The organism is Nonomuraea wenchangensis (genome assembly GCF_900111685.1).
GTDB classification, from domain to species: domain Bacteria; phylum Actinomycetota; class Actinomycetes; order Streptosporangiales; family Streptosporangiaceae; genus Nonomuraea; species Nonomuraea wenchangensis.
The window spans coordinates 69,625-92,024 of record NZ_FOHX01000005.1; the positions used below are offsets into that span (position 1 = coordinate 69,625).

General features: G+C 69.3%; 20 protein-coding genes. 10 read left to right on the top strand and 10 right to left on the bottom strand.

The window, feature by feature from the left end; genetic code table 11:
• Positions 1-38: 38 nt before the first annotated feature.
• Together BMW85_RS51930 and BMW85_RS16110 are read right to left on the bottom strand one after the other, a co-directional pair.
• Positions 39-569 carry a DUF1707 SHOCT-like domain-containing protein gene (locus tag BMW85_RS51930; RefSeq protein ID WP_091082045.1) on the bottom strand — a complete coding sequence of 177 codons (531 nt, stop codon included), beginning with the start codon at positions 567-569 and terminating at the stop codon, positions 39-41.
• 32 nt (positions 570-601) lie between these two features.
• A complete protein-coding gene (locus BMW85_RS16110; RefSeq protein ID WP_091082046.1) occupies positions 602-1,366 on the bottom strand; it encodes a PadR family transcriptional regulator in 765 nt (254 codons plus the stop codon).
• A 298-nt stretch (positions 1,367-1,664) separates the two neighbouring features.
• On the opposite strand from BMW85_RS16110, the gene BMW85_RS16115 reads away from it, so the two are divergent.
• Positions 1,665-2,393, top strand: a complete 729-nt coding sequence (locus BMW85_RS16115; protein WP_091082048.1) for a metal-dependent hydrolase — start codon at positions 1,665-1,667, stop codon at positions 2,391-2,393.
• A 143-nt stretch (positions 2,394-2,536) separates the two neighbouring features.
• Positions 2,537-5,266, top strand: a complete 2,730-nt coding sequence (gene acnA / locus BMW85_RS16120) for an aconitate hydratase AcnA (protein WP_091082049.1) — start codon at positions 2,537-2,539, stop codon at positions 5,264-5,266.
• A 144-nt stretch (positions 5,267-5,410) separates the two neighbouring features.
• On the opposite strand, the gene BMW85_RS16125 is transcribed toward acnA, so the two are convergent.
• Positions 5,411-6,154, bottom strand: coding sequence for a neutral zinc metallopeptidase (locus BMW85_RS16125; protein ID WP_091082860.1), 744 nt, complete (start codon positions 6,152-6,154; stop codon positions 5,411-5,413).
• A 132-nt stretch (positions 6,155-6,286) separates the two neighbouring features.
• Between BMW85_RS16125 and BMW85_RS16130 the strand changes: the two genes are divergently transcribed.
• Entirely contained in the window at positions 6,287-7,021 is a 735-nt protein-coding gene (locus BMW85_RS16130; RefSeq protein WP_342743423.1) for a sulfite exporter TauE/SafE family protein, read from the top strand.
• 167 nt (positions 7,022-7,188) lie between these two features.
• Positions 7,189-8,022: an isocitrate lyase/PEP mutase family protein gene (locus tag BMW85_RS16135; RefSeq protein ID WP_091082051.1), complete on the top strand. Its 834-nt coding sequence runs from the start codon at positions 7,189-7,191 to the stop codon at positions 8,020-8,022.
• Positions 8,023-9,118: 1,096 nt separating this feature from the next.
• Here the strand turns inward: BMW85_RS16135 and BMW85_RS16140 are convergent.
• Positions 9,119-9,757, bottom strand: a complete 639-nt coding sequence (locus BMW85_RS16140; RefSeq protein ID WP_091082053.1) for a hypothetical protein — start codon at positions 9,755-9,757, stop codon at positions 9,119-9,121.
• 734 nt (positions 9,758-10,491) lie between these two features.
• Between BMW85_RS16140 and BMW85_RS16145 the strand changes: the two genes are divergently transcribed.
• Complete coding sequence (locus BMW85_RS16145; protein ID WP_091082054.1) at positions 10,492-10,746, top strand: hypothetical protein; 255 nt, start codon at positions 10,492-10,494, stop codon at positions 10,744-10,746.
• A 117-nt stretch (positions 10,747-10,863) separates the two neighbouring features.
• On the opposite strand, the gene BMW85_RS16150 is transcribed toward BMW85_RS16145, so the two are convergent.
• From BMW85_RS16150 to BMW85_RS16160, 3 genes are all read right to left on the bottom strand, one after another.
• Positions 10,864-11,112 (bottom strand): hypothetical protein, encoded by a 249-nt coding sequence (locus BMW85_RS16150; protein WP_091082055.1) that lies wholly within the window; start codon positions 11,110-11,112, stop codon positions 10,864-10,866.
• Positions 11,113-11,865 (bottom strand): DNA translocase FtsK, encoded by a 753-nt coding sequence (locus BMW85_RS16155; RefSeq protein ID WP_342743416.1) that lies wholly within the window; start codon positions 11,863-11,865, stop codon positions 11,113-11,115.
• 288 nt (positions 11,866-12,153) lie between these two features.
• Complete coding sequence (locus BMW85_RS16160) at positions 12,154-13,110, bottom strand: TIGR01777 family oxidoreductase (protein ID WP_091082056.1); 957 nt, start codon at positions 13,108-13,110, stop codon at positions 12,154-12,156.
• Between the two features lie 229 nt (positions 13,111-13,339).
• Between BMW85_RS16160 and BMW85_RS16165 the strand changes: the two genes are divergently transcribed.
• The 4 genes from BMW85_RS16165 to BMW85_RS16180 all read left to right on the top strand — a co-directional run bounded on the left by BMW85_RS16165 (position 13,340) and on the right by BMW85_RS16180 (position 17,783).
• Positions 13,340-14,455, top strand: coding sequence for a sugar ABC transporter substrate-binding protein (locus BMW85_RS16165; protein ID WP_091082058.1), 1,116 nt, complete (start codon positions 13,340-13,342; stop codon positions 14,453-14,455).
• Between the two features lie 63 nt (positions 14,456-14,518).
• On the top strand, positions 14,519-15,283 hold the full coding sequence (locus BMW85_RS16170; protein ID WP_091082060.1) for an ATP-binding cassette domain-containing protein: 765 nt from the start codon (positions 14,519-14,521) through the stop codon (positions 15,281-15,283).
• Positions 15,280-16,542, top strand: coding sequence for a sugar ABC transporter permease (locus tag BMW85_RS16175; protein WP_091082061.1), 1,263 nt, complete (start codon positions 15,280-15,282; stop codon positions 16,540-16,542). The genes BMW85_RS16170 and BMW85_RS16175 overlap by 4 nt, the downstream gene beginning before the upstream one ends.
• A 35-nt stretch (positions 16,543-16,577) precedes the next feature.
• A complete protein-coding gene (locus BMW85_RS16180; protein ID WP_091082862.1) occupies positions 16,578-17,783 on the top strand; it encodes an ROK family transcriptional regulator in 1,206 nt (401 codons plus the stop codon).
• Between the two features lie 9 nt (positions 17,784-17,792).
• Here the strand turns inward: BMW85_RS16180 and BMW85_RS16185 are convergent, their stop codons facing one another.
• Genes BMW85_RS16185 through BMW85_RS16195 form a run of 3 tightly spaced genes read right to left on the bottom strand, consistent with a single transcriptional unit; the run spans position 17,793 to position 20,325 of the window.
• Positions 17,793-18,560, bottom strand: coding sequence for a neutral zinc metallopeptidase (locus tag BMW85_RS16185; protein WP_143082304.1), 768 nt, complete (start codon positions 18,558-18,560; stop codon positions 17,793-17,795).
• A gap of 34 nt (positions 18,561-18,594) precedes the next feature.
• The gene (locus BMW85_RS16190) at positions 18,595-19,395 is read right to left on the bottom strand and encodes a neutral zinc metallopeptidase (protein WP_091082065.1); all 801 of its coding nucleotides are present in this window, start codon (positions 19,393-19,395) and stop codon (positions 18,595-18,597) included.
• A 45-nt stretch (positions 19,396-19,440) separates the two neighbouring features.
• A complete protein-coding gene (locus tag BMW85_RS16195; protein ID WP_245774833.1) occupies positions 19,441-20,325 on the bottom strand; it encodes a neutral zinc metallopeptidase in 885 nt (294 codons plus the stop codon).
• A 132-nt stretch (positions 20,326-20,457) separates the two neighbouring features.
• Here BMW85_RS16195 and dxs point away from each other — a divergent pair, with 132 nt between their 5' ends.
• Positions 20,458-22,341, top strand: coding sequence for a 1-deoxy-D-xylulose-5-phosphate synthase (gene dxs / locus BMW85_RS16200; protein WP_091082068.1), 1,884 nt, complete (start codon positions 20,458-20,460; stop codon positions 22,339-22,341).
• Positions 22,342-22,400 lie beyond the last annotated feature (59 nt).

A 22,400-nucleotide genomic window follows, 5' to 3' on the forward strand; every position in this document is an offset into this window, starting at 1 on the left:
ACAGGGTCAAGGCCCAAAAACGATCCGCGCGGGCTCGCTCAGCCGCGGTGGTGGGCGCGCCGGCGGACCAGGCTGAAGAGCATGGCCACCAGCCACACGCCGAACAGCACCTTGAAGACGCCGAAGCCGCCCACCGCGAAACCGATGATCACGATGACGAAGAGCAGCCCGACGAACGGGTGCGGCCCGTGGTGCCGGTGGTGGCGCGCCGGGCCGTGCTTCCACTGGCCGCGCATCTGGTCGCGCATCTCCCTGCGCGCCCGGCGCATCTCGTGGTGCACCTGGTGCATCTGGTGGCGATGGGCGTGCATCGCCTCGTGCCAGTCGCCCATGCCGGGAAGTGGAGGGGGCTTCATGTATTCCGGCACCCGGTGCCGGGTCGCGGGCCGGGCACCGGGGAGGTCGGCCGTGACCTGGGCGAGGTCACGGGCGGTCCTGGCGGTCAGCGCGTGGTCCAGCCGCTCGTCGAGTTCCTCGCGGGTCAGGCGGCCCTCGGCGAAGTGATCGCGCAGGGCGGCCATCGTCTGCTCGCGCTCGGCGTCGCCGATGCGGAGGTCGTTCGGGTCCATGCCTGGCTCCTCGCTCCGTTGGCCTCGCAGGGTCACTCGTCGCCCGGGTCGCCGTCGGCCAGGATTTGGTAGAGCTTGCGCCGGGTCTCCACCAAAGTCTTACGCGCTTCGCGGATCTGTGCGTCGTTCCCGGTCTGGAGAATCTGCATCATCGCGAAGGCCGACTGGCGGCCGATCTGCCACAGCTCGGTGACGTTGTCGTCGATGTCGGGGCGCATCTCGTCCCACGGGGTGCGGACCTCGTCGGGGTGCGCCTCGATGTAGGCGCGGCCCTCGTCGGTGAGACGGAAGCTCTTGCGGCCCTCGGTCTCCTCGGAGATGACCAGGCCCTCGTCGGTGAGCTGCTGGAGCGCCGGGTAGACGGCGCCGGGGCTGGGCTTCCAGCCGCCCTCGCTGCGCTCGGCGATCTCCTGGATGATCTGGTAGCCGTTGCGCGGCTCCTCGGCGAGCAGGGCCAGGATGGCGGCGCGGACGTCGCCGCGCTTGGCCTTGCGGCCCCGGCCGCCCCAGCCGTGGTGGCCGCCGAACGGCCCGCCGGGCCCGAAGGGGCCACCGCCGCCGAACGGTCCTCCGCCGAAGGGGCCCCCGGGCCCGAACGGTCCTCCGGGTCCGAACGGACCGCCGGGCCCGCCTCTCCTGCCGCGCTCCCTGTGCTCGTGCCGGTGCTCGTGCCTGCGGTGCCGGTGGCCGCCCATCTCCTCGAAGGCGTCGGTCATGGCCTTGAACGCCTCACGGGCGGCTCGCTTGTAGTCGTGCGCGCCGGGCCAGGGGCCGGGCGCTGCCTGTGCGGAACTCATAGGTTTCCCCCTATATCGTGATTCTTTCTCGATGCATCAACGATATATCGCTACTGTGTCGCCAGCAAGCCCCAGACCGACGTGAGCCAGATCACGAAAAAGTTGCGGAATCGGGGAACAGGATCGGGGATGAAGCCGTTGAACAGAGCAGACGAGGTCGTTCCGCGTCGGCAGGGCTGGGGGGTGCTGTCGCCGTGGAGACGACCTCGTCTGCGTTTCCGGAAGTTTTGCGAGGGAGCGCGACGGGTCTGAGCGGCCGAGCCGCCCGCGAGGAGCGCCGGCCGTTAAAATCCCGATCATGATGGGGCATACACATGCGATGACCGGGGCCATCGCCTGGCTGGGGCTGGCGCCACCGCTGGCCGCCCTGCCGCTGTTGAGCGAATCCTCCCGGTTCATCGAGACCGGCATCATGGCCGGCGCGCTCGGTCCCGCCGAGCTGATCGCCGGCGCCATCATCTGCGCGGGCGCGGCGATGCTGCCCGACCTCGACCATCCCAGCGCGACGATCGCCCAGACCTTCGGGCCGGTCACCTGGCTGATGAGCAAGGGCGTGTCGTGGCTCGCCGGCGGCCACCGGGGGGCCACCCACTCGCTGGCCTTCGCCGTCGCGCTCGGGTTCGGCGCGCACTGGCTGGCCAACACCTATCCCATCGGCCGTGACGTCATGGTCGTGCTGCTCATCGGCCTCGCGTTACGCGCGATCGGCGTCGGCATCCCGGGCAACAAGCTGGGCTCGGCGATGGTCAACATCGGCATGACCGCCGGTCTCTACGCCGTCTTCCTCTCCCTCGGCGTGGGCTACGCCTGGCTCGGCCTGGCGGTCGGCGTCGGCTGCCTGATCCACGTTGTCGGCGACTGCATGACCGAGCGCGGCTGCCCGGTGTTATGGCCGCTCGGGGTGAAGTTCGTGCTGCCGTGGAAGATAGGCATCAAGACCGGCAAGAAGTTCGAGCAGAAGATCCTGGCCCCGGTCCTGTCGGTGGCGATCATCGGCCTGCTCTTCTGGCGGCTCGCGCCGGTTTAACTTGATGTCGAGATATCCTAGTAATATCTTGACGTCGAGACATCCGCCTCCGGCCGTGGAGTTAGGCGTACCTAACGTACGAGTGGTTCCGGCTGTGCGGCAGGATTTGAGTGAACACCGGTCTGATGAGGAGGCGAATCACCGTGTCCGCGAACAGCTTCGGCGCCCGTGACACGCTGCGCGTCGGCGACGCGTCATATGAGATTTTCCGGCTGGATGCCGTCGAGGGCGCCGCACGCCTCCCGTACAGCCTGAAGATCCTCCTGGAGAACCTCCTGCGCACGGAGGACGGCGCGAACATCACCGCCGACCACATCCGCGCGCTGGGCTCCTGGGACCCCAACGCCGCGCCCAGTGTCGAGATCCAGTTCACCCCGGCGCGCGTCATCATGCAGGACTTCACCGGCGTGCCCTGCGTCGTCGACCTCGCCACCATGCGCGAGGCCGTCCGCGACCTCGGCGGCGACGCGGCCCGCATCAACCCGCTCGCCCCGGCCGAGATGGTCATCGACCACTCCGTGATCGTCGACTACTTCGGCCACCCCGACGCCTTCCAGCGCAACGTCGAGCGCGAGTACGAGCGCAACCGCGAGCGCTACCAGTTCCTGCGCTGGGGCCAGACCGCCTTCGACGAGTTCAAGGTCGTCCCGCCCGGCACCGGCATCGTCCACCAGGTCAACATCGAGCACCTGGCCAGGGTCGTCATGATCCGCGACGGCAAGGCCTACCCCGACACCTGCGTCGGCACCGACTCCCACACCACGATGGAGAACGGCATCGGCGTGCTCGGCTGGGGCGTCGGCGGCATCGAGGCCGAGGCCGCGATGCTCGGCCAGCCGATCTCCATGCTCATCCCGCGCGTGGTCGGCTTCAAGCTCAACGGCAAGCTGCCCGCCGGCGCCACCGCCACCGACCTGGTGCTGACCATCACCGAGATGCTGCGCAAGCACGGCGTGGTCGGCAAGTTCGTCGAGTTCTACGGCGAGGGCGTCTCCTCGGTGCCGCTGGCCGACCGGGCCACCATCGGCAACATGAGCCCCGAGTTCGGCTCCACCTGCGCGATCTTCCCGATCGACGGCCAGACCGTCGACTACCTGCGCCTGACCGGCCGCACCGAGGAGCAGATCGCCCTCGTCGAGTCCTACGCCAAGGCCCAGGGCCTGTGGCTCGACCCGTCGGCGCCCGAGCCCGCGTTCTCCGAGTACATCGAGCTCGACCTCGGCACGGTCGTCCCGTCCATCGCCGGACCCAAGCGCCCGCAGGACCGCATCGCGCTGTCCGACGCCAAGGACGCCTGGCGCCGCGACGTCGACAACTACGTGAGCGACGGCGTGGACGAGGCCAGCGCGGAGAGCTTCCCGGCCTCCGACGCGCCCGCCTCCAACGCCACCGCCAACGGCGGCCGGCCGCACAAGCCGGTGCCCGTCACGCTGGCCGACGGCACGTCGTTCGAGATCGACCACGGCATCGTCTCGATCGCCGCGATCACCTCGTGCACCAACACCTCCAACCCGTACGTCATGCTCGGCGCGGCCCTGCTCGCCCGCAACGCCGTCGACAAGGGCCTCACCCGCAAGCCGTGGGTCAAGACCTCGCTCGCGCCGGGCTCCCAGGTCGTCACCGGCTACTTCGAGCGCTCGGGCCTCCAGCCCTACCTCGACAAGATCGGCTTCAACCTGGTCGGCTACGGCTGCACCACCTGCATCGGCAACTCGGGGCCGCTGCTGCCGGAGATCTCCGAGGCCATCCAGGCCAACGACCTCGCGGTCACCGCCGTGCTGTCCGGCAACCGCAACTTCGAGGGCCGGATCAACCCCGACGTCAAGATGAACTACCTGGCCTCGCCGCCGCTCGTGGTGGCGTACGCGCTGGCCGGCACCATGGACCTCGACCTCGACACCGAGCCGCTCGGCGTCGGCAACGACGGTCAGCCGGTCTACCTGCGCGACATCTGGCCCTCCCCGGAGGAGGTCGCCGAGGTCGTCCACTCCTCGATCGGCCGCGAGATGTTCGAGCGCGACTACGCCGACGTCTTCAAGGGCGACGACCACTGGCGCTCGCTGCCGATCCCGACCGGCGACACCTTCGAGTGGGACCCCGACTCCACCTACGTCCGCAAGGCCCCCTACTTCGACGGCATGCCGGAGAAGCCGGAGCCCGTGACCGACATCAGCGGCGCCCGCGTCCTGGTCAAGGTCGGCGACTCGGTCACCACCGACCACATCTCGCCGGCCGGCTCGATCAAGGTCGGCACCCCGGCCGCCCAATACCTGCAGGCCAACGGGGTCGAGGTCAAGGACTTCAACTCCTACGGCTCGCGGCGCGGCAACCACGAGGTGATGATCCGCGGCACGTTCGCCAACATCCGCCTGCGCAACCAGATCGCGCCGGGCACCGAGGGCGGCTACACCCGCGACTTCACCCAGCCCGACAGCCCGGTGTCGTTCATCTACGACGCCTCGGTCAACTACGCCGCGGCGGGCACGCCGCTGGTGGTGCTGGCCGGCAAGGAATACGGCTCGGGCTCCTCGCGCGACTGGGCGGCCAAGGGCACGGCGCTGCTGGGCGTCCGGGCGGTCATCGCCGAGTCCTACGAGCGCATCCACCGCTCCAACCTCATCGGCATGGGCGTGCTGCCGCTCCAGTACCCGGAGGGCGCCACGGCGGCGTCGCTGGGCCTGACCGGCGAGGAGACGTTCGACATCACCGGCGTCGAGGCGCTCAACAAGGGCGGCATCCCGCAGACCGTGCACGTGAAGGCGGGCGACGTCGAGTTCGACGCCGTCGTGCGCATCGACACGCCGGGGGAGGCCGACTACTACCGGCACGGCGGCATCATGCAGTACGTCCTGCGCTCGCTGCTGGCCAAGTGATCTTCCCGGTCGCCGCCCGGTCATGAGCCGGGCGGGGGCCGGGGGTTGGGGCGTGATCCTCACGCGCCCCGCATCGGGGGAACCACCCGAACCGACAAGGCCGCCCGGCGGAACACCCTCCGCCGGGCGGCCTTCGCCGTTCCCCTACGCGACGCGCCCGGCGGGCGCGGACCAGGTGTCGCAGGCGGCGGGGGAGCCGGCCCGGTGGCCGCGCTCCAGCCAGCGGGCGCGGCCGGCGCCCTTGCCGTGGCTGCGGACGCCGTCGAAGTCGTCGCCGCTCGCCCTGGTGGCCTCGACCAGGGCCGCCCAGTCCTGCCCGGTGCGCCCCAGCGAGCCCCACACGCTGCCCAGGAACGCTCCGGCGAGGCAGTCGGCCTGGAGCTCGTAACGGCGCCGTGCCGCGCTCTCGCGCGCCTTCGGGAGGCCGACGCCCATGAGGCGCTGCACGTGGTGGCCGTACTCGTGGGCGGCGACCTTGAGCGGATAGAGGTCCGTGCGGTTCTCGATCCAGGGCCCGGTGAGCGGGAAGACGAGCGTGCGCCGCTCGACGCAGTAGAACGCCGCCGCCTGCGCGGGCCAGTCCCCGCCGCACACCCGGTCGGCGGGCTCCTCGTAGTAGCGGACGACGGGCTTGCCGAACGTCCGTCCGGCCTGGCGGAAGTACGCCCGCCACGACGTGTCCAGGCACGTGACGACGGTCTGCAGGTATTCACGGGTCCGCGGGATCCCCCCGGAGCTGATCGCCGGCTCCGGGCACGAGGTGACCGCCAGCCTGCCCGCCTTCGGGGGGAACGGATCCTGGGCGGCGGCCCCGGCCGGAGCGGGCGGCAGGGAGATCGCCAGGACCGCGGCGAGGGCAAGGGCGCGCTTGATCGGGAGGGGTCGCACGATCGGCAGCTTAGCCAGCGACCGCACGCGGCCCGACGAGGGCGGTCACCCCTGCGGCGCCCAGGCCGGTCACGTTCCCGGCGACGCGTGGCTACTCTCCGTGAAGATGATTGACTCTCCTGCGTGACTGATATGGCATTGGTGCTGGTCCTTGGTGGTTTAGCGGTTTTCGTCGGCGCGGTGGTGCAGGGCAGCGTCGGGTTCGGCCTGGGGTTGGTGGCGGCTCCCGTGCTCACCCTGCTCGATCCCGACCTCATGCCGGGCGCCATCCAGGTCGTCAACGCGACGTTGCCGCTGTTCACGCTGGCGGTCGAGTGGCGCAGGGTGGACTGGCGGGGGCTGGGCTTCGCGGTGCTGGGCAGAGTGCCGGGGAGCGTCCTGGGCGCGCTCGTCATCGTCTACGTCTCCGTGTACAGCCGCGGCCTCCTCGTGGCGGTCATGGTGCTCGTCGCGGTGGCGTTGACCGCGAGGGCGGTGAGCGTGCCGCGCAACGGCGCGACCATCACCTCGGCCGGCTTCGTCTCGGGCGTGACCGGGACCGCCACGGGCATCGGGGGGCCGCCCATCGCGCTGGTCTACCAGACCGCCAAGGGGCCCCAGATCCGCGCCACGCTCGCCATGTTCTTCTTCCTGAGCGCGGTGCAGTCGCTGGTCATTCTGGCGATCGTGGGGGAGCTGCCCGGCCGGGCCCTGTCGACGGGCGCGACCCTGATCGTCCCCATGCTGCTGGGGTTCCTCGTGTCCGGGCCGCTGCGGCGCTACCTCGACGGCGGCAAGGTGCGTACGGCCGTGCTCGTCGTGGCCGCGGTGTCGGCCGTCGGGCTCATCGCACAGAACGTGATCACGCAGGTCCTGTCCGCTCACTGATCGCCTACGACCACTGACCGGATCCTGAAATCGGTGGCCGCGAAGGCAGACCCGGAAACCCGCCTGCTGGGCGGCAGCGGCGCTGGGCAGGTCGCCCGCGGGACGAGCCTGTGGTGACGTCGCAAAACCGCCAGACCTGGTGGGGTGCGAGCTGGTGGACTCTCACCATGACGACTCACGTTGAGAAGGCCCTGCTGTTCCGTTCCCTGCACGTCGCGGGCAGGCCGCTGCTGCTGTCCAACGCCTGGGACGCCGCCAGCGCGCGCATCGTCGAAGCCGCCGGGGCTTCCGCGATCGCCACCACCAGCGCGGGGGTGGCCTGGAGCCTCGGCGCCCCCGATGGCGACCGGTTGGACCGCCGCCTCGCCCTCGATGTCGTCGCACGCGTTGCGGACGCCGTCGACGTCCCCGTGAGCGCCGATATCGAGGCCGGATACGCCGACGACACCGACGGGGTCGCGCAGACCGTACGAGCCGTGCTTGACGCCAGGGCCGTGGGAGTCAATCTGGAGGACGCCCACCACGGCGGGCCGACGCCGTTGCGGCCGCTCCAGGAACAAGCGGCCCGGATCAGCGCCGCTCGCAGGGCCGCGGACGAGAGCGGGATCCCGCTGTTCATCAACGCGCGCATCGATACCTACCTCCGCTCAGTGGGCGAGCCCGCCGTCCGCTTGGACGAGACGCTGGCCCGTGCCGCGGCCTACGTCGAGGCCGGCGCCGACGGCGTCTTCGTTCCAGGTCTCACAGACCTCTCGACGATCGCGACCCTCGTCGAGAAGGCGGTCGTACCGGTGAACGTGCTCGCCGGACCGGGCGCACCCGATGTGGCGGCGCTGGCGGAGCAGGGTATCGCGCGCATCAGCCTGGGCTCCTCCGTCGCGGAGGCGGCCTATGCGGTCGCCAGGTGGGCGGCTCTCGAACTGCTCGACAGCGGCACCTACACCACGCTGACCAACGCCCTCGACTACTCCGAGGTCAACGAGCTGCTGGCGAACACCTGACCGTGACGTCCCCTCGGGTGGCGTAACCAAGGAAACCACCGCCGCACGGTTCTCCTGGGAAGGAATCTGCTGATCACTTGACGCTGTCGCACCCCTTCAGCGCCACCACGTAACGCGCCAGCTCTTCAGTTGTGACCCTCTCCTCCCCCATGGGAGGAGGCCCTTCGGGACTGTAAAACTAACGGCCCTGTCTCACTTTCGGTGGTGACGGAGCGTGCCGGCTCGGGCTCGGCTGGCCGCGCCCTGGATGGCGCGGCCAGCTAGGCGGCCTGTGAGGGTTGTGCCGGGTTGCGGGACGGTTCGGCTATCAGCGGATGATGGCGTTCAAGCCGAGCACTGCGGAACCGAAGGTTGCGAGCCCAGCGGCTATCGATGCGGGTGCTGGGAGGTTGGCCCAGTAGGTGAGTGCGCCGATCGTTCCTCCTGTGACGAACGCGCCCAGGAAGATCACGGCGGATCGGACGGTCAACAGTGCGGCCGGCGAAGGGCTGGACGGCTCGGGAGGGGGTGGTGGCCCTGGGGGTAGGGTCATGCACGACATCCTTTCGAGAGAGGGAATGTCAATCGGCGGTCCCCTGTCGCGAGCGGGGGGCCGCCGCACCTTTTCTGAGGCGACGAGGCGAACCTACTAGTGGTGGAACCGCAGGTAAGACCCCATCCGAGCTATCTCGCCTACTCCAGGTCTGCCGTTATCTCGCCGTTACCAGTCAGGCGCTATGGCGTGACAAGCCCTCTGTGCTCATAAGGGCCCCTGTCTGACCCATGGGCTGGGTGTTCCGTTAGCGCCAGCAAGTTTGTCAGGTGTGATTTATGTCACTAGAACCATTGGGCCGGTCGTACCCTTGACTTCGCTGGTGCCGAAGTGTCGCGACGCCTAGAAAGGCACCTCCCCCTGCGCATCGAGGCCGATTTCGACACGCAGAATCTCCCGAGACCTTTGCGCGCGCGGCCGCGAGATTCGGGCGGCCGAGGTCACCTATCGGGAGATCGCCGCCGAGATGGGCGTGGGCATCATGACCGTGTGGCGCAAGCTGAACTCGTCCCCTACTGCTGCCCGGCGCGCGACGGCAGCCGGGCAGCTGTAGGTCCGGGGTGGTCAGGCGGCCCAGGGGCCGTCTGCGGTGAGGAGGACGATCCGGTCCACAGGGGTGAAGCCGGAGTCTCCGCCGACCGTGGCCGGCAGCGCGCTGCGGGAGGCGGTCTCACAGCGTCGCCCGGAGATGGGAGCCCAGAGTTGGTAGGCGTCGTCAGGCACTGCTGTGGGCGGGACGGGCGCGGTGGTCAGCAGGGTCGGGGGGACGGTGTAGGCCGGGATGAGTGCCGCGAGGTAGATGATCCGGTCCTCGTCGCTGGCCTCGACGCGGGTTTCGAGCTCGGCGCGGCGGAACCCCACCTGGCCGAACAGGGCGGGCAGGTCCGGCGTCCGGTGGAAGGGGCCGAATTCGCTTTCGTAGACAGCGAGTCGGGCCTCGCCGGAGAGGCGCCCGGTGGCGGGGCTGTGGACGGCGACGTACAGGGAGCTGAGGGTGCGCCCGGCAGGGAGGATCGCCTTGGCCGTATACATGGTGGCGGTCTGCGCCGGAACCGTCAGGGTCGAGGTGGCCGCCTCCGGGGGCGCGGACGCGGTGGCCCAGCCGTTCAAGTCGGGGTGGCGGAGCGGCCGGTACGGCGTGGGCGGCTCCGGCTCAGGGTCGGGGGTGGTGCAGGTGCCGCAGGTGATGGTGATATCGCACATGACCGCGCAGACTAGGCCTGTCGGCCAGGTACCGTCCCTGGCCGGTCATCGGCTCCGGAGGGCCTGTGTGGCGTTCGGACCTATAGGGCCGCTCGGAGGCGACCAGATGCTGTGGGATGGCCCTGTTCGTCAAGCTGGCCATCTTGTGAGCATCCTTCGCAACGAGTCGAGAATGCGCCTCTAGATCGCTGGAGCGCACATATCCCAAGGTTGTCAAACGAAGAGTTCATATATCGCAAGCTGCGGCGGCCCAAGTTGAAGATCAAGTTAGAGAATCTCAACACAAGCCCATTCACGGTGTTCCAACATGGCCTATGCCCACGGGAGGGGCTAGCGTGGAAAAGTCGCGTCATGGCCGGGTGCGATGGACGGTTCGGAAGCATTGGAGTTCACTATGGTGGCGACACAAACGTTCTGGCACGGGGGTTTTATTCACAATTTCAGCACTACCCCCCTACCTTCTGGCGGAACCGTCGTCCGGCAGTACAGAATGGATAATGGTCTCCCAGAAGCTGTTTATACCGTCATGGCAGTACCTTGGACTAGAGTGTCCGAGAATCCCATTCGGAATGAAACGACTGCCATATCCGTGGTGGACGTATCCTGGGTAGCCAAGCCAGCGACGGGCCCCAACGAGAACTATCTATACGTCACGTTCGCTAATACCGGCTTTCATCCAATTCGGTCTATAACCGTGTGGGTCACTGAGACGCGAAAAGCTTAAGGAGCTGGCAATGGATCTGACGGTAGTTCATACCGCGGACGGTTACATCGTGAGTGTTACGGCCCACCCATCGGATGCGCCGTCAGCGCATGCGCCGTTGCAGGCTGGAGAGCTCGTTTCTCGCGTTGACGTGCCTGAGATCACCGAGGATCTTGAGATCGCCAAGATCGTCGAGCGCATGGACCGGATCGTCGATGACTATCGCGTTGAAGGAGCAGGCGCCACAGCCCACTTGGTGCAGAAGACACGGCCCTCCGATTCATAGCCCTTGGGAACCCTCCCAGGCAGAGCGCCGCGGTGTGTGCTAAGGCCCGCAGGACCTGCCGTAGACCTGCCCGGTTCCTTTGAGGGCTGCACCCACCGCTCGAACTCCGTACAGGCTCTAAAACAGCGCGTACCCCTGGGCGTTGAGGTCGATCTCAACGCCCAGGATCTCGGGGTCCTTGTCGTGGGCGGCCGCGAGCCACTCCCGGTGCAGTCGGCGCGTGTTCTCCAGCGCGTCGTGGAAGCCGGCGCCGTGGTTGAGCCCACCGCACACGCATGTGCATTCGGCCTCGTGGGCGTCGTAGCAGCGGGCATCGCACCGCTGGGTCCGCCCGCCAGGCCGGATCACGGCGAGCAACGTAGACACCTACACCTCCGAGGTGTCGGTGAGGGTGGCCAAGAAGTCGGGAAGCTCGTCGGGCTTGAGGAGCACCTCGCGGGCTTTGGAGCCTTCGCTCGGGCCGACCACGTTGCGGCTCTCCAGCAGGTCCATGAGCCGTCCGGCCTTAGCGAAGCCGACCCGTAGTTTGCGCTGGAGCATCGACGTGGAGCCGAACTGGGTGGTGATGACGAGCTCGGCGGCTTGGACGAGCAGGTCGAGGTCGTCGCCGATCTCCTCGTCGATCTCGCGGCGGGCTGGCTTGGCCGCGATGTCGTCGCGGTAGTCGGCGCGGGCCTGCGCCTTGCAGTGCGCGACGATGCCGGCGATCTCCTTGTCGGACACGAACGCGTTCTGGATGCGGATCGGCTTGCTGGCTCCCATGGGGACGAACAGGGCGTCGCCCTGCCCGATCAGCTTGTCAGCGCCGGGCTGGTCGAGGATGACCCGCGAGTCGGTGAGGGAGGAGACGGCGAACGCCAGCCGGGACGGCACGTTGGCCTTGATCAGGCCGGTGACGACGTCCACCGAGGGGCGCTGGGTGGCGATCACCAGGTGGATGCCGGCGGCGCGGGCGAACTGCGTGATGCGCACGATCGAGTCCTCGACGTCCTTGGGGGCGACCATCATCAGGTCGGCGAGCTCGTCCACGATGACGAGCAGGTACGGCTGGTGCACCGGCGCCGGTGCGTGTTCGGCGATCCAGGCATCGATCAGTTTGCCTGTGTACGAGGTCGACATCAGGCAGGACACCCCGACCGGCGCTGCTGCCGGAATCGTCGTGACCACGACCAGACCTATGCCGACCAAGACGGCGATGCGCCACCCCACTGCTGCCCCCTGATCACGTCGACCGGCGCCCCAGCATGCCCTGTCTGAATCACAACCAGAACAAGCCCGGGGCCGCCCATCGCGCTGGTCTACCAGACCGCCAAGGGGCCCCGGATCCGCGCCACGCTCGCGATGTTCTTCTTCCTGAGCGCTGCGGACGGCCGTGCTCGTCGTGGCCGCGGTGCCGGGGGCCGAGGCTCACATGGTGGATCCAGGCCCGTCGCGCAGGCGTCGCACGAGGTCGTCGGCGGCCTCCGGCCATCGCGGGTGGTCGAAGGCGAAGCCCGCTTCGAGCAGGCGACCGGGGACGACGCGGCGACTCTTCAGCAGGAGTTCGGTATCCGAGCGCAGCGCGAACGCGCCGAGCTCGGCCATCCACTTCGTCGCGGGCAGGCCCACGGGAACACCCCACGCGGCGCGCAGCACGCGCATGAACGTACGTTGCGGTAAAGGGACAGGAGCGGCGAGGTTCACCGGCCCGGCGAGGTCATCCCGGTCGGCCAGGAACTCGACGGCGCGGACGAAGTCGCGGTCATGGATCCAGGACACGTACTGCGCGCCGCCGGCGACCGGGCCGCCGAGTCCGAGGCGCACGAGCCGCAGCAGGACCTCGAAGACGCCGCCACGGTCGGGACTCATCACCATGGCGGTGCGCATGCTGACCTTGCGCGTGTGCGGGGTCTCGGCTTGCTCCTGCGCCCGCTCCCACGCTTTCGCGATCTCGACGCTGTAGGCCCAGTAGCCCGGCACGCCGGGTTCGGTGCCGCCGAGCTCGCCGGTCACCTCGTCGTTGGGGGCGTCGAAGCGGTGGGCGTAAACGGTGGCGGTGCTCATCTGAAGCCAGACCTGGGGAGGCCGTACGGCGGCCGCGACCGCCTCGCCCACCACCCGGGCGGAACGCACCCGCGAGTCCATCATGGCCCGCAGATTGTCAGGCGTGTAGCGACAGTTGACGCTGCGTCCGGCCAGGTTGATCACTACGTCGCTGCCGTCGATCTCCTTCGCCCATGGGCCGAGTGTCTCGGCGTCCCAGCGGACGTCGCGATCGCGCACCGGCCGCCTGGTCAGGATCACGACGTCATGGCCCGCCGCGGTCAGCGCGCGACTGAGGATGGTGCCGACCTGCCCGGTTCCCCCGGGTATCACGATCTTCATCCGGCTTCCCCCAAGGTGAGTGGGATAAGCCTAGCGCGGCTGGCTGAACACGTTCAAAAGCGCCACAGCCTTAAAGCCCAGGAGTCCGGCAGGTTGATCCTACGTTTCTGGATTGTTACCCGAAACAACAAACTCCCGGCCCGGACCCCCTTCCAAAGCAGGCTGTACGGGAATACGTTGCCGCAAACAACATTCATCCGGGCCCCTCCGGAAGAAAGGACCCTGCACCATGCGCAAGGGGATCCTCAGCCTGACCGCCGCGGCAGCCGCGCTCGCCCTCGGTCTCACCGCCTGCGGGGGCGACAGCGGTCAGACCACCACGTCGACCACCTCCGAGTCGGCCACGGCGGCGGCCAAGGCCGGCAAGATCGGCGTCATCCTGCCGGACAGCAAGTCCTCGGCCCGTTGGGAGACGGCGGACCGTAAGTACCTCGAAGAGGCGTTCAAGGCCGCCGGCGTCGAGTACGACATCCAGAACGCCCAGAACGACAAGACGGCGTTCCAGACCATCGCCGACCAGATGATCACGAACGGCGCCACCGTTCTCATGATCGTCAACCTGGACAGCGGCAGCGGCAAGGCCGTCATCGACAAGGCCAAGTCGCAGGGCGTCGCCGTGATCGACTACGACCGGCTCACCCTCGGCGGCGGCGCCGCCTACTACGTCAGCTTCGACAACACCAAGGTCGGCACCCTCCAGGGTGAGGGCCTGTCGAAGTGCCTGACGGACAAGAAGGCGGACAAGCCCATCGTCGCCTACCTCAACGGCTCTCCCACCGACAACAACGCCACGCTGTTCAAGGCGGGCTACGACGGTGTGCTCAAGCCGAAGTTCGACTCCGGCGACTACGTCAAGGGCCCCGAGGAGTCGGTGCCCGACTGGGACAACACCAAGGCCGGCACGCTCTTCGAGCAGATGCTGACCGAGCAGCCGAAGATCGCCGGCGTCCTGGCCGCCAACGACGGTCTCGGCAACGCCGCCATCACGATCCTGAAGAAGAACGGGCTCAACGGCAAGGTCCCGGTCACCGGCCAGGACGCCACCGTCCAGGGCCTGCAGAACATCCTCGCCGGCGACCAGTGCATGACCGTCTACAAGGCGGTCAAGAAGGAGGCCGACGCCGGGGCCAAGCTGGCGGTGGCGCTGGCCAAGGGCGAGAAGCCCACGGCGAGCTCCAGCGTCAAGGACCCGGAGAGCGGGCAGGACGTCCCCGCCGAGCTCATGGAGCCGCAGGCCATCTACGCCGACAACGTCAAGGACGTGGTGGCCGACGGTTACGTGACCAAGGAGGAACTGTGCACCGGTGACTTCGCCGCGAAGTGCACCGAGGCCGGAATTCAGTAGAACCGAGAGGGGTACGGCCCGCGTCACCAGCGCGGGGCCGTACCCTCCCCTCTAGGGAGCCCCATGACCCCCCTCCTTGAAGTGCGCGGGATCGACAAGAGCTTCGGTCCGGTCAAAGTCCTGCACAACGTAGAGTTCTCCGCCTACGCCGGCGAGGTGACCGCACTGGTCGGCGACAACGGGGCGGGCAAGTCCACCCTGGTCAAGTGCATCGGCGGCATCTACCCGATCGACGGCGGCGAGATCTTCTTCGACGGCAAGCCGGTGCAGATCCACACCCCGCGCGACGCCGGCGAGCTGGGCATCGAGATCGTCTACCAGGACCTGGCCCTGTGCGACAACCTGGACATCGTCCAGAACATGTTCCTCGGCCGGGAGCGCAAGAGCGGGCTCCTGCTCGACGAGGACTCCATGGAGGAGCTCGCCGAGAAGACCCTCAGCAGCCTGTCCGTGCGCACCGTGAAGTCCATCAGGCAGCAGGTCTCCAGCCTGTCCGGCGGGCAGCGGCAGACCGTCGCCATCGCCAAGGCCGTGCTGTGGAACAGCAAGGTCGTCATCCTCGACGAGCCCACCGCCGCCCTGGGCGTGGCCCAGACCGCGCAGGTGCTCGAACTGGTCCGCAGGCTGGCCGACACCGGCCTCGCCGTCGTCCTCATCTCGCACAACATGAACGACGTGTTCGCCGTCTCCGACCGGATCGCGGCCCTCTACCTCGGCAGGATGGCCGCCCAGGTCAAGACCTCCGACCTGACGCACGCGCAGGTCGTGGAACTGATCACCGCAGGCCGCAGCGGGGAACTCGGTCTCAAGAACGGGGTCACCCCATGAGCAAGGTCAAGGAACTGCCCGGCGAGGCCATCGTCGCCGCGACGCAGGCCCCGTCCATCGGCAACAGCTTCCGCGCGTACGTCCAGCGGGTGCGCGGCGGCGACATGGGTTCGCTGCCCGCCGTCCTCGGCCTGGTGGTGCTCTGCGCGGTCTTCGCGATCGCCCGTCCCTCGTTCGTCACCGCGATCAACTTCGCCAACCTCTTCACCCAGGGCGCCGCGATCACGCTCATCGCGATGGGCCTGGTGTTCGTGCTGCTGCTCGGCGAGATCGATCTGTCCGCCGGGTACGCGAGCGGCGTCTGCGCGGCGGTGCTCGCCGTCACCCTCGCCAGTCTCGGCCTGCCCTGGTACGTGTGCGCGCTGGCCGCCATCCTCACCGGCGTGGTCATCGGCGTCGTGCTCGGCGCGCTGGTGGCCAAGGTCGGCATACCGTCGTTCGTGGTGACGCTGGCCGCCTTCCTCGCCTTCCAGGGCCTGGTCCTGGTGCTGGTGAAGGAGGGCACGAACATCTCGGTCCGCGACCCGGTGATCGTCGCCATCGCGAACAAGAACCTGGAGCCGTGGCTCGGCTGGGCGCTCTACGCCGTCTGCGTGGGCGTCTTCGCGGCCATCCAGCTCGTCAGGGCCACGCGTCGCGCCAAGCGCGGCCTCACCGCCGACCCGCTCTCGCTCATCGCCTTCCGCGTGGGGACGCTGGCGGTGCTGGCCGGCGTCGCGGTGTTCGTGCTCAACCTGGAGCGCAGCCGCAACCCGGCGCTGGTCTCGCTCACCGGCGTGCCGATCGTGGTGCCGGTCATCCTGGTGCTGCTGGTCGTGTGGACGGTCATCCTGCGCCGCACGTCGTTCGGCCGCCACCTGTACGCGGTCGGCGGCAACACCGAGGCCGCCCGCCGGGCCGGCATCCCGGTCGACCGGCTCAAGATCAGCGCGTTCGTGATCTGCTCGGCGATGGCCGCCGTCGGCGGCATCGTGGCCGCCTCCCGCGCCAGCTCCGTCGACCCCAACACGGGCGGCAGCTCCGTCCTGCTGTACGCGGTCGGCGCCGCGGTCATCGGCGGCACGAGCCTGTTCGGCGGCAAGGGCCGGGTGCTCGACGCCGTGCTCGGCGGCGCCGTGGTGGCCGTCATCGAGAACGGCATGGGCCTCATGGGCTACGGAGCCAGCGTCAAGTATCTGGTCACGGGGTGCGTGCTGCTCCTCGCCGCGGGTGTCGACGCCCTGGCGCGCAGGCGGGCGGCTGCCGCTGGTCTAAGGTGATCAGCGACCCGCAGCCTCTCAAGGAACCCCAGATCATGCGTGCCGGCCCCTCTCAGGAGGACATCAGGCGCCACAACCTCGGCGCGCTCCTTCGCCACGTCCACCTGGGCGGGCCGACCTCGCGTGCCGAGCTCACCTCCAAGATGGGGCTCAACCGCAGTACGATCATGGCGCTGACCTCCGATCTCACGGCGGCGGGGCTCGTACGCGAGGAGCTGCCCCGCGAGACCGGCCGGGCCGGCCGCCCCTCGCTCGTGGTCCGCCCGGAGTCGTCGCGGGTCTACGTGTTCGCCTTCGACGTGGGGCCCGACCGGCTCGCGGTCGCGCGCGTGGGGCTGGGCGGGGTCATACTCGACCGGCGCGAGTCCGTACGCCGCCGCGGCGCGTTCGAGCTGGACGAGCTGACCGGCGCGCTGGCCGGCTTCGCCCGGCAGATGCGCCGCAAGACGAGGGCCGACACCGTGTGCGTGGGCGCGGCGGCGGCCGTGTCCGGCGGGGTGCGTAAGGCCGACGGCGTGGTCACCTTCGGCCCCAACCTCAAGGCGGAGGAGGTGCCGTTCGGCGAGGAGCTGGGCCGCAAGCTCGGCCTGGGCCTGCCGGTCAGCGTCGGCAACGACGCCAACCTGGCCGCGCTGGCCGAGCACAGCCGGGGCGTCGGCGTCGCCGTCAGGGACTTCATCTACCTGCACGGCGACGTGGGCATCGGCGGCGGCATCATCGCCGGCGGCCAGTTGCTCGGCGGACACGAGGGCTACGGCGGCGAGGTCGGCCACATGGTCGTCAACCCGGGCGGCCGGGCGTGCGGCTGCGGCTCGCACGGGTGCCTGGAGGCCGAGGTGGGGGAGCGCGCCCTGCTGGAGGCGGCCGGCCGCTTCGGCGCCGGACAGCAGGGCCGCGACGCGGTCCGGGCCGTGGTCGAGGCGGCCGACCGCGGCGACATCGTCGCCCAGGAGGCGCTGAGCCGCACCGGCGAATGGCTCGGTCTCGGCGTCGCCAACCTCGTCAACATCTTCAACCCCGAGATGGTGATCTTCGGCGGCATGCTGCGTGAGATCTATCTCGGCTCGGCCGCGCAGGTGCGTACGCAGCTCACCCTGCACGCCATGGCGCCGCAGCGCGAGCAGGTGCGGCTGCGCACCTCCGCGCTCGGCGACTCCGCCACCCTGGTCGGCGCGGCGGAGCTGGCCTTCGCGCACGTTCTCGCCGACCCCCTGGAGGTCCTGGCCCGCGCGAACGGCTGACCGCCCGGCTCAGCCCACTTTCGCCCGCGCCGCCGTCCAGGTGTTGCAGAAGCCGGTGGCCCCGCCCCGGTAGCCGCGGTCCTGCCAGAACGCCAGGTTGCGCGGCTTGCCGTGCACCTCGCTCTCCTCCGCCTGCCGCACCGCGGCCAGCCAGTCGTCCCATGCGATGCCCGGCCCGATCGACTTCAGCGCGGCGCTGTAGAAGACGCCCGCGTAGCACTCGGCCTGCATCTCCAGCCGGTGGCTCAGCATCGTGCGCGCCCGCTGCGAGGCCGGCAGGTACAGCGCCTCGTGCGCTTTCAGCACCCCGGTGAGCTGCTGGACGTGGTGGCCCCACTCGTGGGCGACCGAGTGGGCGACGTTCATCCTGAACGGGTCGCGCAGGTCCTGCCGGGTGATGCGGATGACGATCGCCCGCTGGTCCGGGCAGTAGTGCGCGCCCGCGCCCGAGACGCGCCCGCAGACCGAGTCCGCGCCGGAGGTGATCGTCACCTCGGGCGAGCTGTACGGCAGCCCGGCCGCCGCGAACCGCTCCCCCCAGAAGCGGTCCGCGCACGCCGCCATGGCCCGGTGGAAGGCGCGCAGCGAGCCCGCCGACCCCACCTTGATCGCCGGCACCGCGCAGCTCAGCCGGGGCGAGTCCCCGCCCATGACGTCGGACAACGACGCCTGCCCGGTGCGCGGCGCGGCCAGCGCGGGCTCACTCGCGACCACGCCCGCGATCAGGCAGGGGGCCACGAACGCGACCACCGCCACCGGCACGAGAACAGTGCGCACGATGGCGGATCATAGATCAATATGTCCTCTTTTGTTAGGACACCTTGGACTTAGGTGCCTTCCACGTGTTGCAGGCCGCCGCCGACTCCTTGGCGAAGCCGCGCTCCAGCCAGTAGCCGACGTTCGCGCCGCCGCCGTGGGTCTCCTCGCCGGGCTCCTTCAGCCCGAAGACCGACAGGAAGGAGCCGCTGCCGTTGTTCCTGACGAGGTAGTACCAGTCGTCGTGGGAGCGGCCGAGCGAGTGCCACACGTCGCCGATGAACGCCGCGCCCAGGCACTCGGCCTGCAGCTCGTAGCGGCGGCTCTCGTCGAGGACGCGCCGGGTGTTCTTGCCGGTGTACTCGGTGCCGGCGTCGAGCATGCCGGTGAGCTGCTGGACGTGGTGGCCGTACTCGTGCGCGAGCACCGCCATGAGCCGCAGGTCGTCCGGGTTGCGCAGGAAGTCGGGGGAGAGCCAGTAGGTGATCTTGTTGTTGCGCGTGCAGTAGAGGGCCTGCGCGCCGGCGGGGAAGCGGCCGCAGCCCGTCTTCGCGCCGAGCTTGGTGATGACCTGGAACGACGGCTTGCTGAACTTGTAGCCGGCCTTCCTGATCTTCGGTGCCCAGGCCTCGTTGAGGCAGTCGAGCACCCCGGTGAGGTACTTCTTCACGTCCTGCGGGTCGCCTGGCGCGGCCTGCTCCTCCTGGCACGTCCCGAGGTCGAGCTCGCCGGACTTGTAGACCGGATTGGCGGTCAGCACCGGCTTGTACGCCGGAGCGGCCGCCGCGTGAGCCGTGCCGCCTAACAGCACGCTCGTCAGGACGCCCGCCAGGAGCGTCGATCGAGGGATACGCATGGGACGGCACCCTAGTGAAGACGGAGCTCCAGGTAAAGAACGTTTTCAGGTGACGTTCCTGGCCGCCGTGGCCCAGGTGTTGCAGGCGGACGGAGTGCCCCGGTTGAAGCCCCGGGTCATCCACGCGGCCTGCGTCGGCCCCTTGCCGTGGTCGTTCTGCGGCCAGCCCTTCGCGCCGTTCTTGCGGAACCAGTCCACCGTGTACGACCAGTCCGCGTCCGTCACCAGCGAGGTGCCCTTCATCGTGCTCATGAAGATCGACGAGAAGCACTCGGCCTGGAGCTCGGACCGGCGCGACAGCAGCAGCCGGCCGGCCTTGCCCGCGCTCGACCGCGCCGTCCAGTAGTAGCTCCAGATGCCGGAGATCTGCTGCACGTGGTGGCCGTACTCGTGGGCGATCAGCCGCGTGATGCCGAGCGGGAACGGGTTGCGGAGCTGGTCGCGGCTGATCATCAGGTACATGGTGCGGTCGGTGGAGCAGTAGACGCCGTCCGCTCCGGCGTTCCAGGCCCCGCAGGGCGTGCGGACCTTGCCGGTGATGATGCGCAGCCTCGGCTTGCTGAAGGGCATGTCCGCCTTGGCGAACTGGGCGGCCCACGCCCTGTTCAGGCACGCCGTCACGCGCAGCAGGAAGCGCCGGTAGGCCGTCATGCTGCCTGCGGGCAGCTCTCCCGGCGAGCAGTTCACGTCCGTCAGCCGGCCGGTGTCGTAGAGCGGGCTGGCCGTGGCGAGGCGACTGCCGGGCACCGGCACCTTCTTGGTCTCGGCGCCGTTGACGGGAGGGGAGACGATCTGCTGTGCCTCGTTCACGGGCCTGGCGGAGGTCGTGGCGGAGTCGGCGAGTACGAACACCAGACCGGCCGCGGCGAGCACCAGCGCCACCACGGCGGCCACGATCGCCACGATCTTGCCAGTTTGGACGGAGTTCATAGGTACCGAAAGACTAGGTCAAGATCGGACATATGTGGGTGGAATTGACTCGGTGGGGTCAGTGAGGCGTCGGCGAACTAGACTCAGGGCGTCGGCTGACAAAAGCAGAGGGGAGTCGAATCCGTGAGCGGGTTGCTGGGTTCGATCGCAGGACCGCATGACGTCAAACGGCTCACCGCCGAGGAGCTGCCGCGGCTCGCGGGGGAGATCCGTGACCTGCTGGTCGACTCGTGCGCCCGGTTCGGCGGCCATCTCGGCCCCAACCTGGGCGTGGTCGAGCTCACCATCGCGCTGCACCGCGTGTTCGACTCCCCGCGCGACCCCATCGTCTGGGACACCGGCCACCAGTCCTACGTGCACAAGGTGCTCACGGGCCGGGCCGGCGGCTTCGCCGCGCTCAAGCAGGAGGGCGGGCTGTCCGGCTATCCGAGCCAGGCCGAGTCCGAGCACGACTTCGTCGAGAACTCCCACGCCTCCACCGCGCTGTCCTACGCCGACGGCCTGGCCAAGGCGTTCAAGCTGCGCGGCGAGCGCGACCGCACGGCGGTCGCGGTGATCGGCGACGGCGCGCTGACCGGCGGCATGGCCTGGGAGGCGCTCAACAACATCGCCGCCGTCAAAGACCTCCCTGTCGTCATCGTGGTCAACGACAACGGCCGCTCCTACTCCCCGACGATCGGCGGCCTCGCCTCCCACCTGTCCTCGCTGCGGGTCAACCGCCGCTACGAGGACTTCCTCGGCTACGTCAAAGACAAGATCGGGAACGTTCCCGTGCTCTACGACGCCCTGCACGGCATGAAGAAGGGCGTCAAGGACGTGCTCGCGCCGCAGGCCATGTTCGAGGACCTCGGGCTCAAATACGTCGGCCCCATCGACGGCCACGACGAGCAGGCCATGGAGGCGGCCCTGCGCAAGGCCCGCGGCTTCCGCGGTCCGGTCATCGTGCACGCGCTCACCCAGAAGGGCCGCGGCTACAGCCCCGCCGAGAACCACGACGAGGACCAGTTCCACTCGCCGGGCGCCTTCGACCGGGCCACCGGCGCGGAGAAGCCCAAAGGCCGCATCTGGACCAACGTCTTCAGCGAGGAGCTGGTCCGGCTCGGCAAGGAGCGCGAGGACCTCGTCGCCATCACCGCCGCGATGCTCCACCCGACCGGGCTCAACGCCTTCGCCGAGCACTTCCCCGAGCGCATCTACGACGTCGGCATCGCCGAGCAGCACGCGCTGACCAGCGCCGCCGGGCTCGCCCTCGGCGGCCTGCACCCGGTCGTGGCCGTCTACGCCACGTTCCTCAACCGGGCCTTCGACCAGCTCCTCATGGACGTCGCGCTGCACCGCCTGCCGGTCACCGTCGTGCTCGACCGGGCGGGCGTCACCGGCGACGACGGCGCCAGCCACAACGGCATGTGGGACCTGTCCATCCTCCAGGTCGTGCCGGGCCTGCGCATCGCGGTGCCGCGCGACGGCGACCGCCTGACCGAGCTGCTGCGCGAGGCCGTCGAGGTCACCGACGGCCCCACCGTGCTGCGCTTCCCCAAGGGCCCGGTGGCCGAGCCCGTCGAGGCGGTCGGCAAGCTCGGCGAGATGGACGTGCTGCTGACCCCGGCGGCCGAGCCCGACGTGCTGCTGGTCGGCGTGGGCCCGATGGCACAGGTCTGCCTCGACGCCGCCAGGCTGCTCGACGCGCAGGGCATCGCGGCCACCGTCGTGGACCCGCGCTGGGTCAAGCCGCTGGACGAGGCGCTCGCGCCGGCCGCCGCCGTGCACAAGCTGGTCGCCGTCGTCGAGGACAACGGCCGCGTGGGGGGCGTGGGCGACGCCGTGGCCCGCCTGCTGCGCGACGCCGACGTGGATGTGCCCGTACGCACCTTCGGCATCCCGCAGGAGTTCCTCGACCACGCCAAGCGGGCGGCGATCCTCGGCCGCGTCGGCCTGACCGGCCAGGATCTCGCCCGCCGGATCACCGAGGCCGTCGCCAGGCGCACCTCCTCGGCCGCGGAGCCCGTCCGCCCCTGAGGATCCGCCCTCCGCCGCCCGTCACACGAGGGAATGATCGCCCGAGGTGTGGGAAGGGT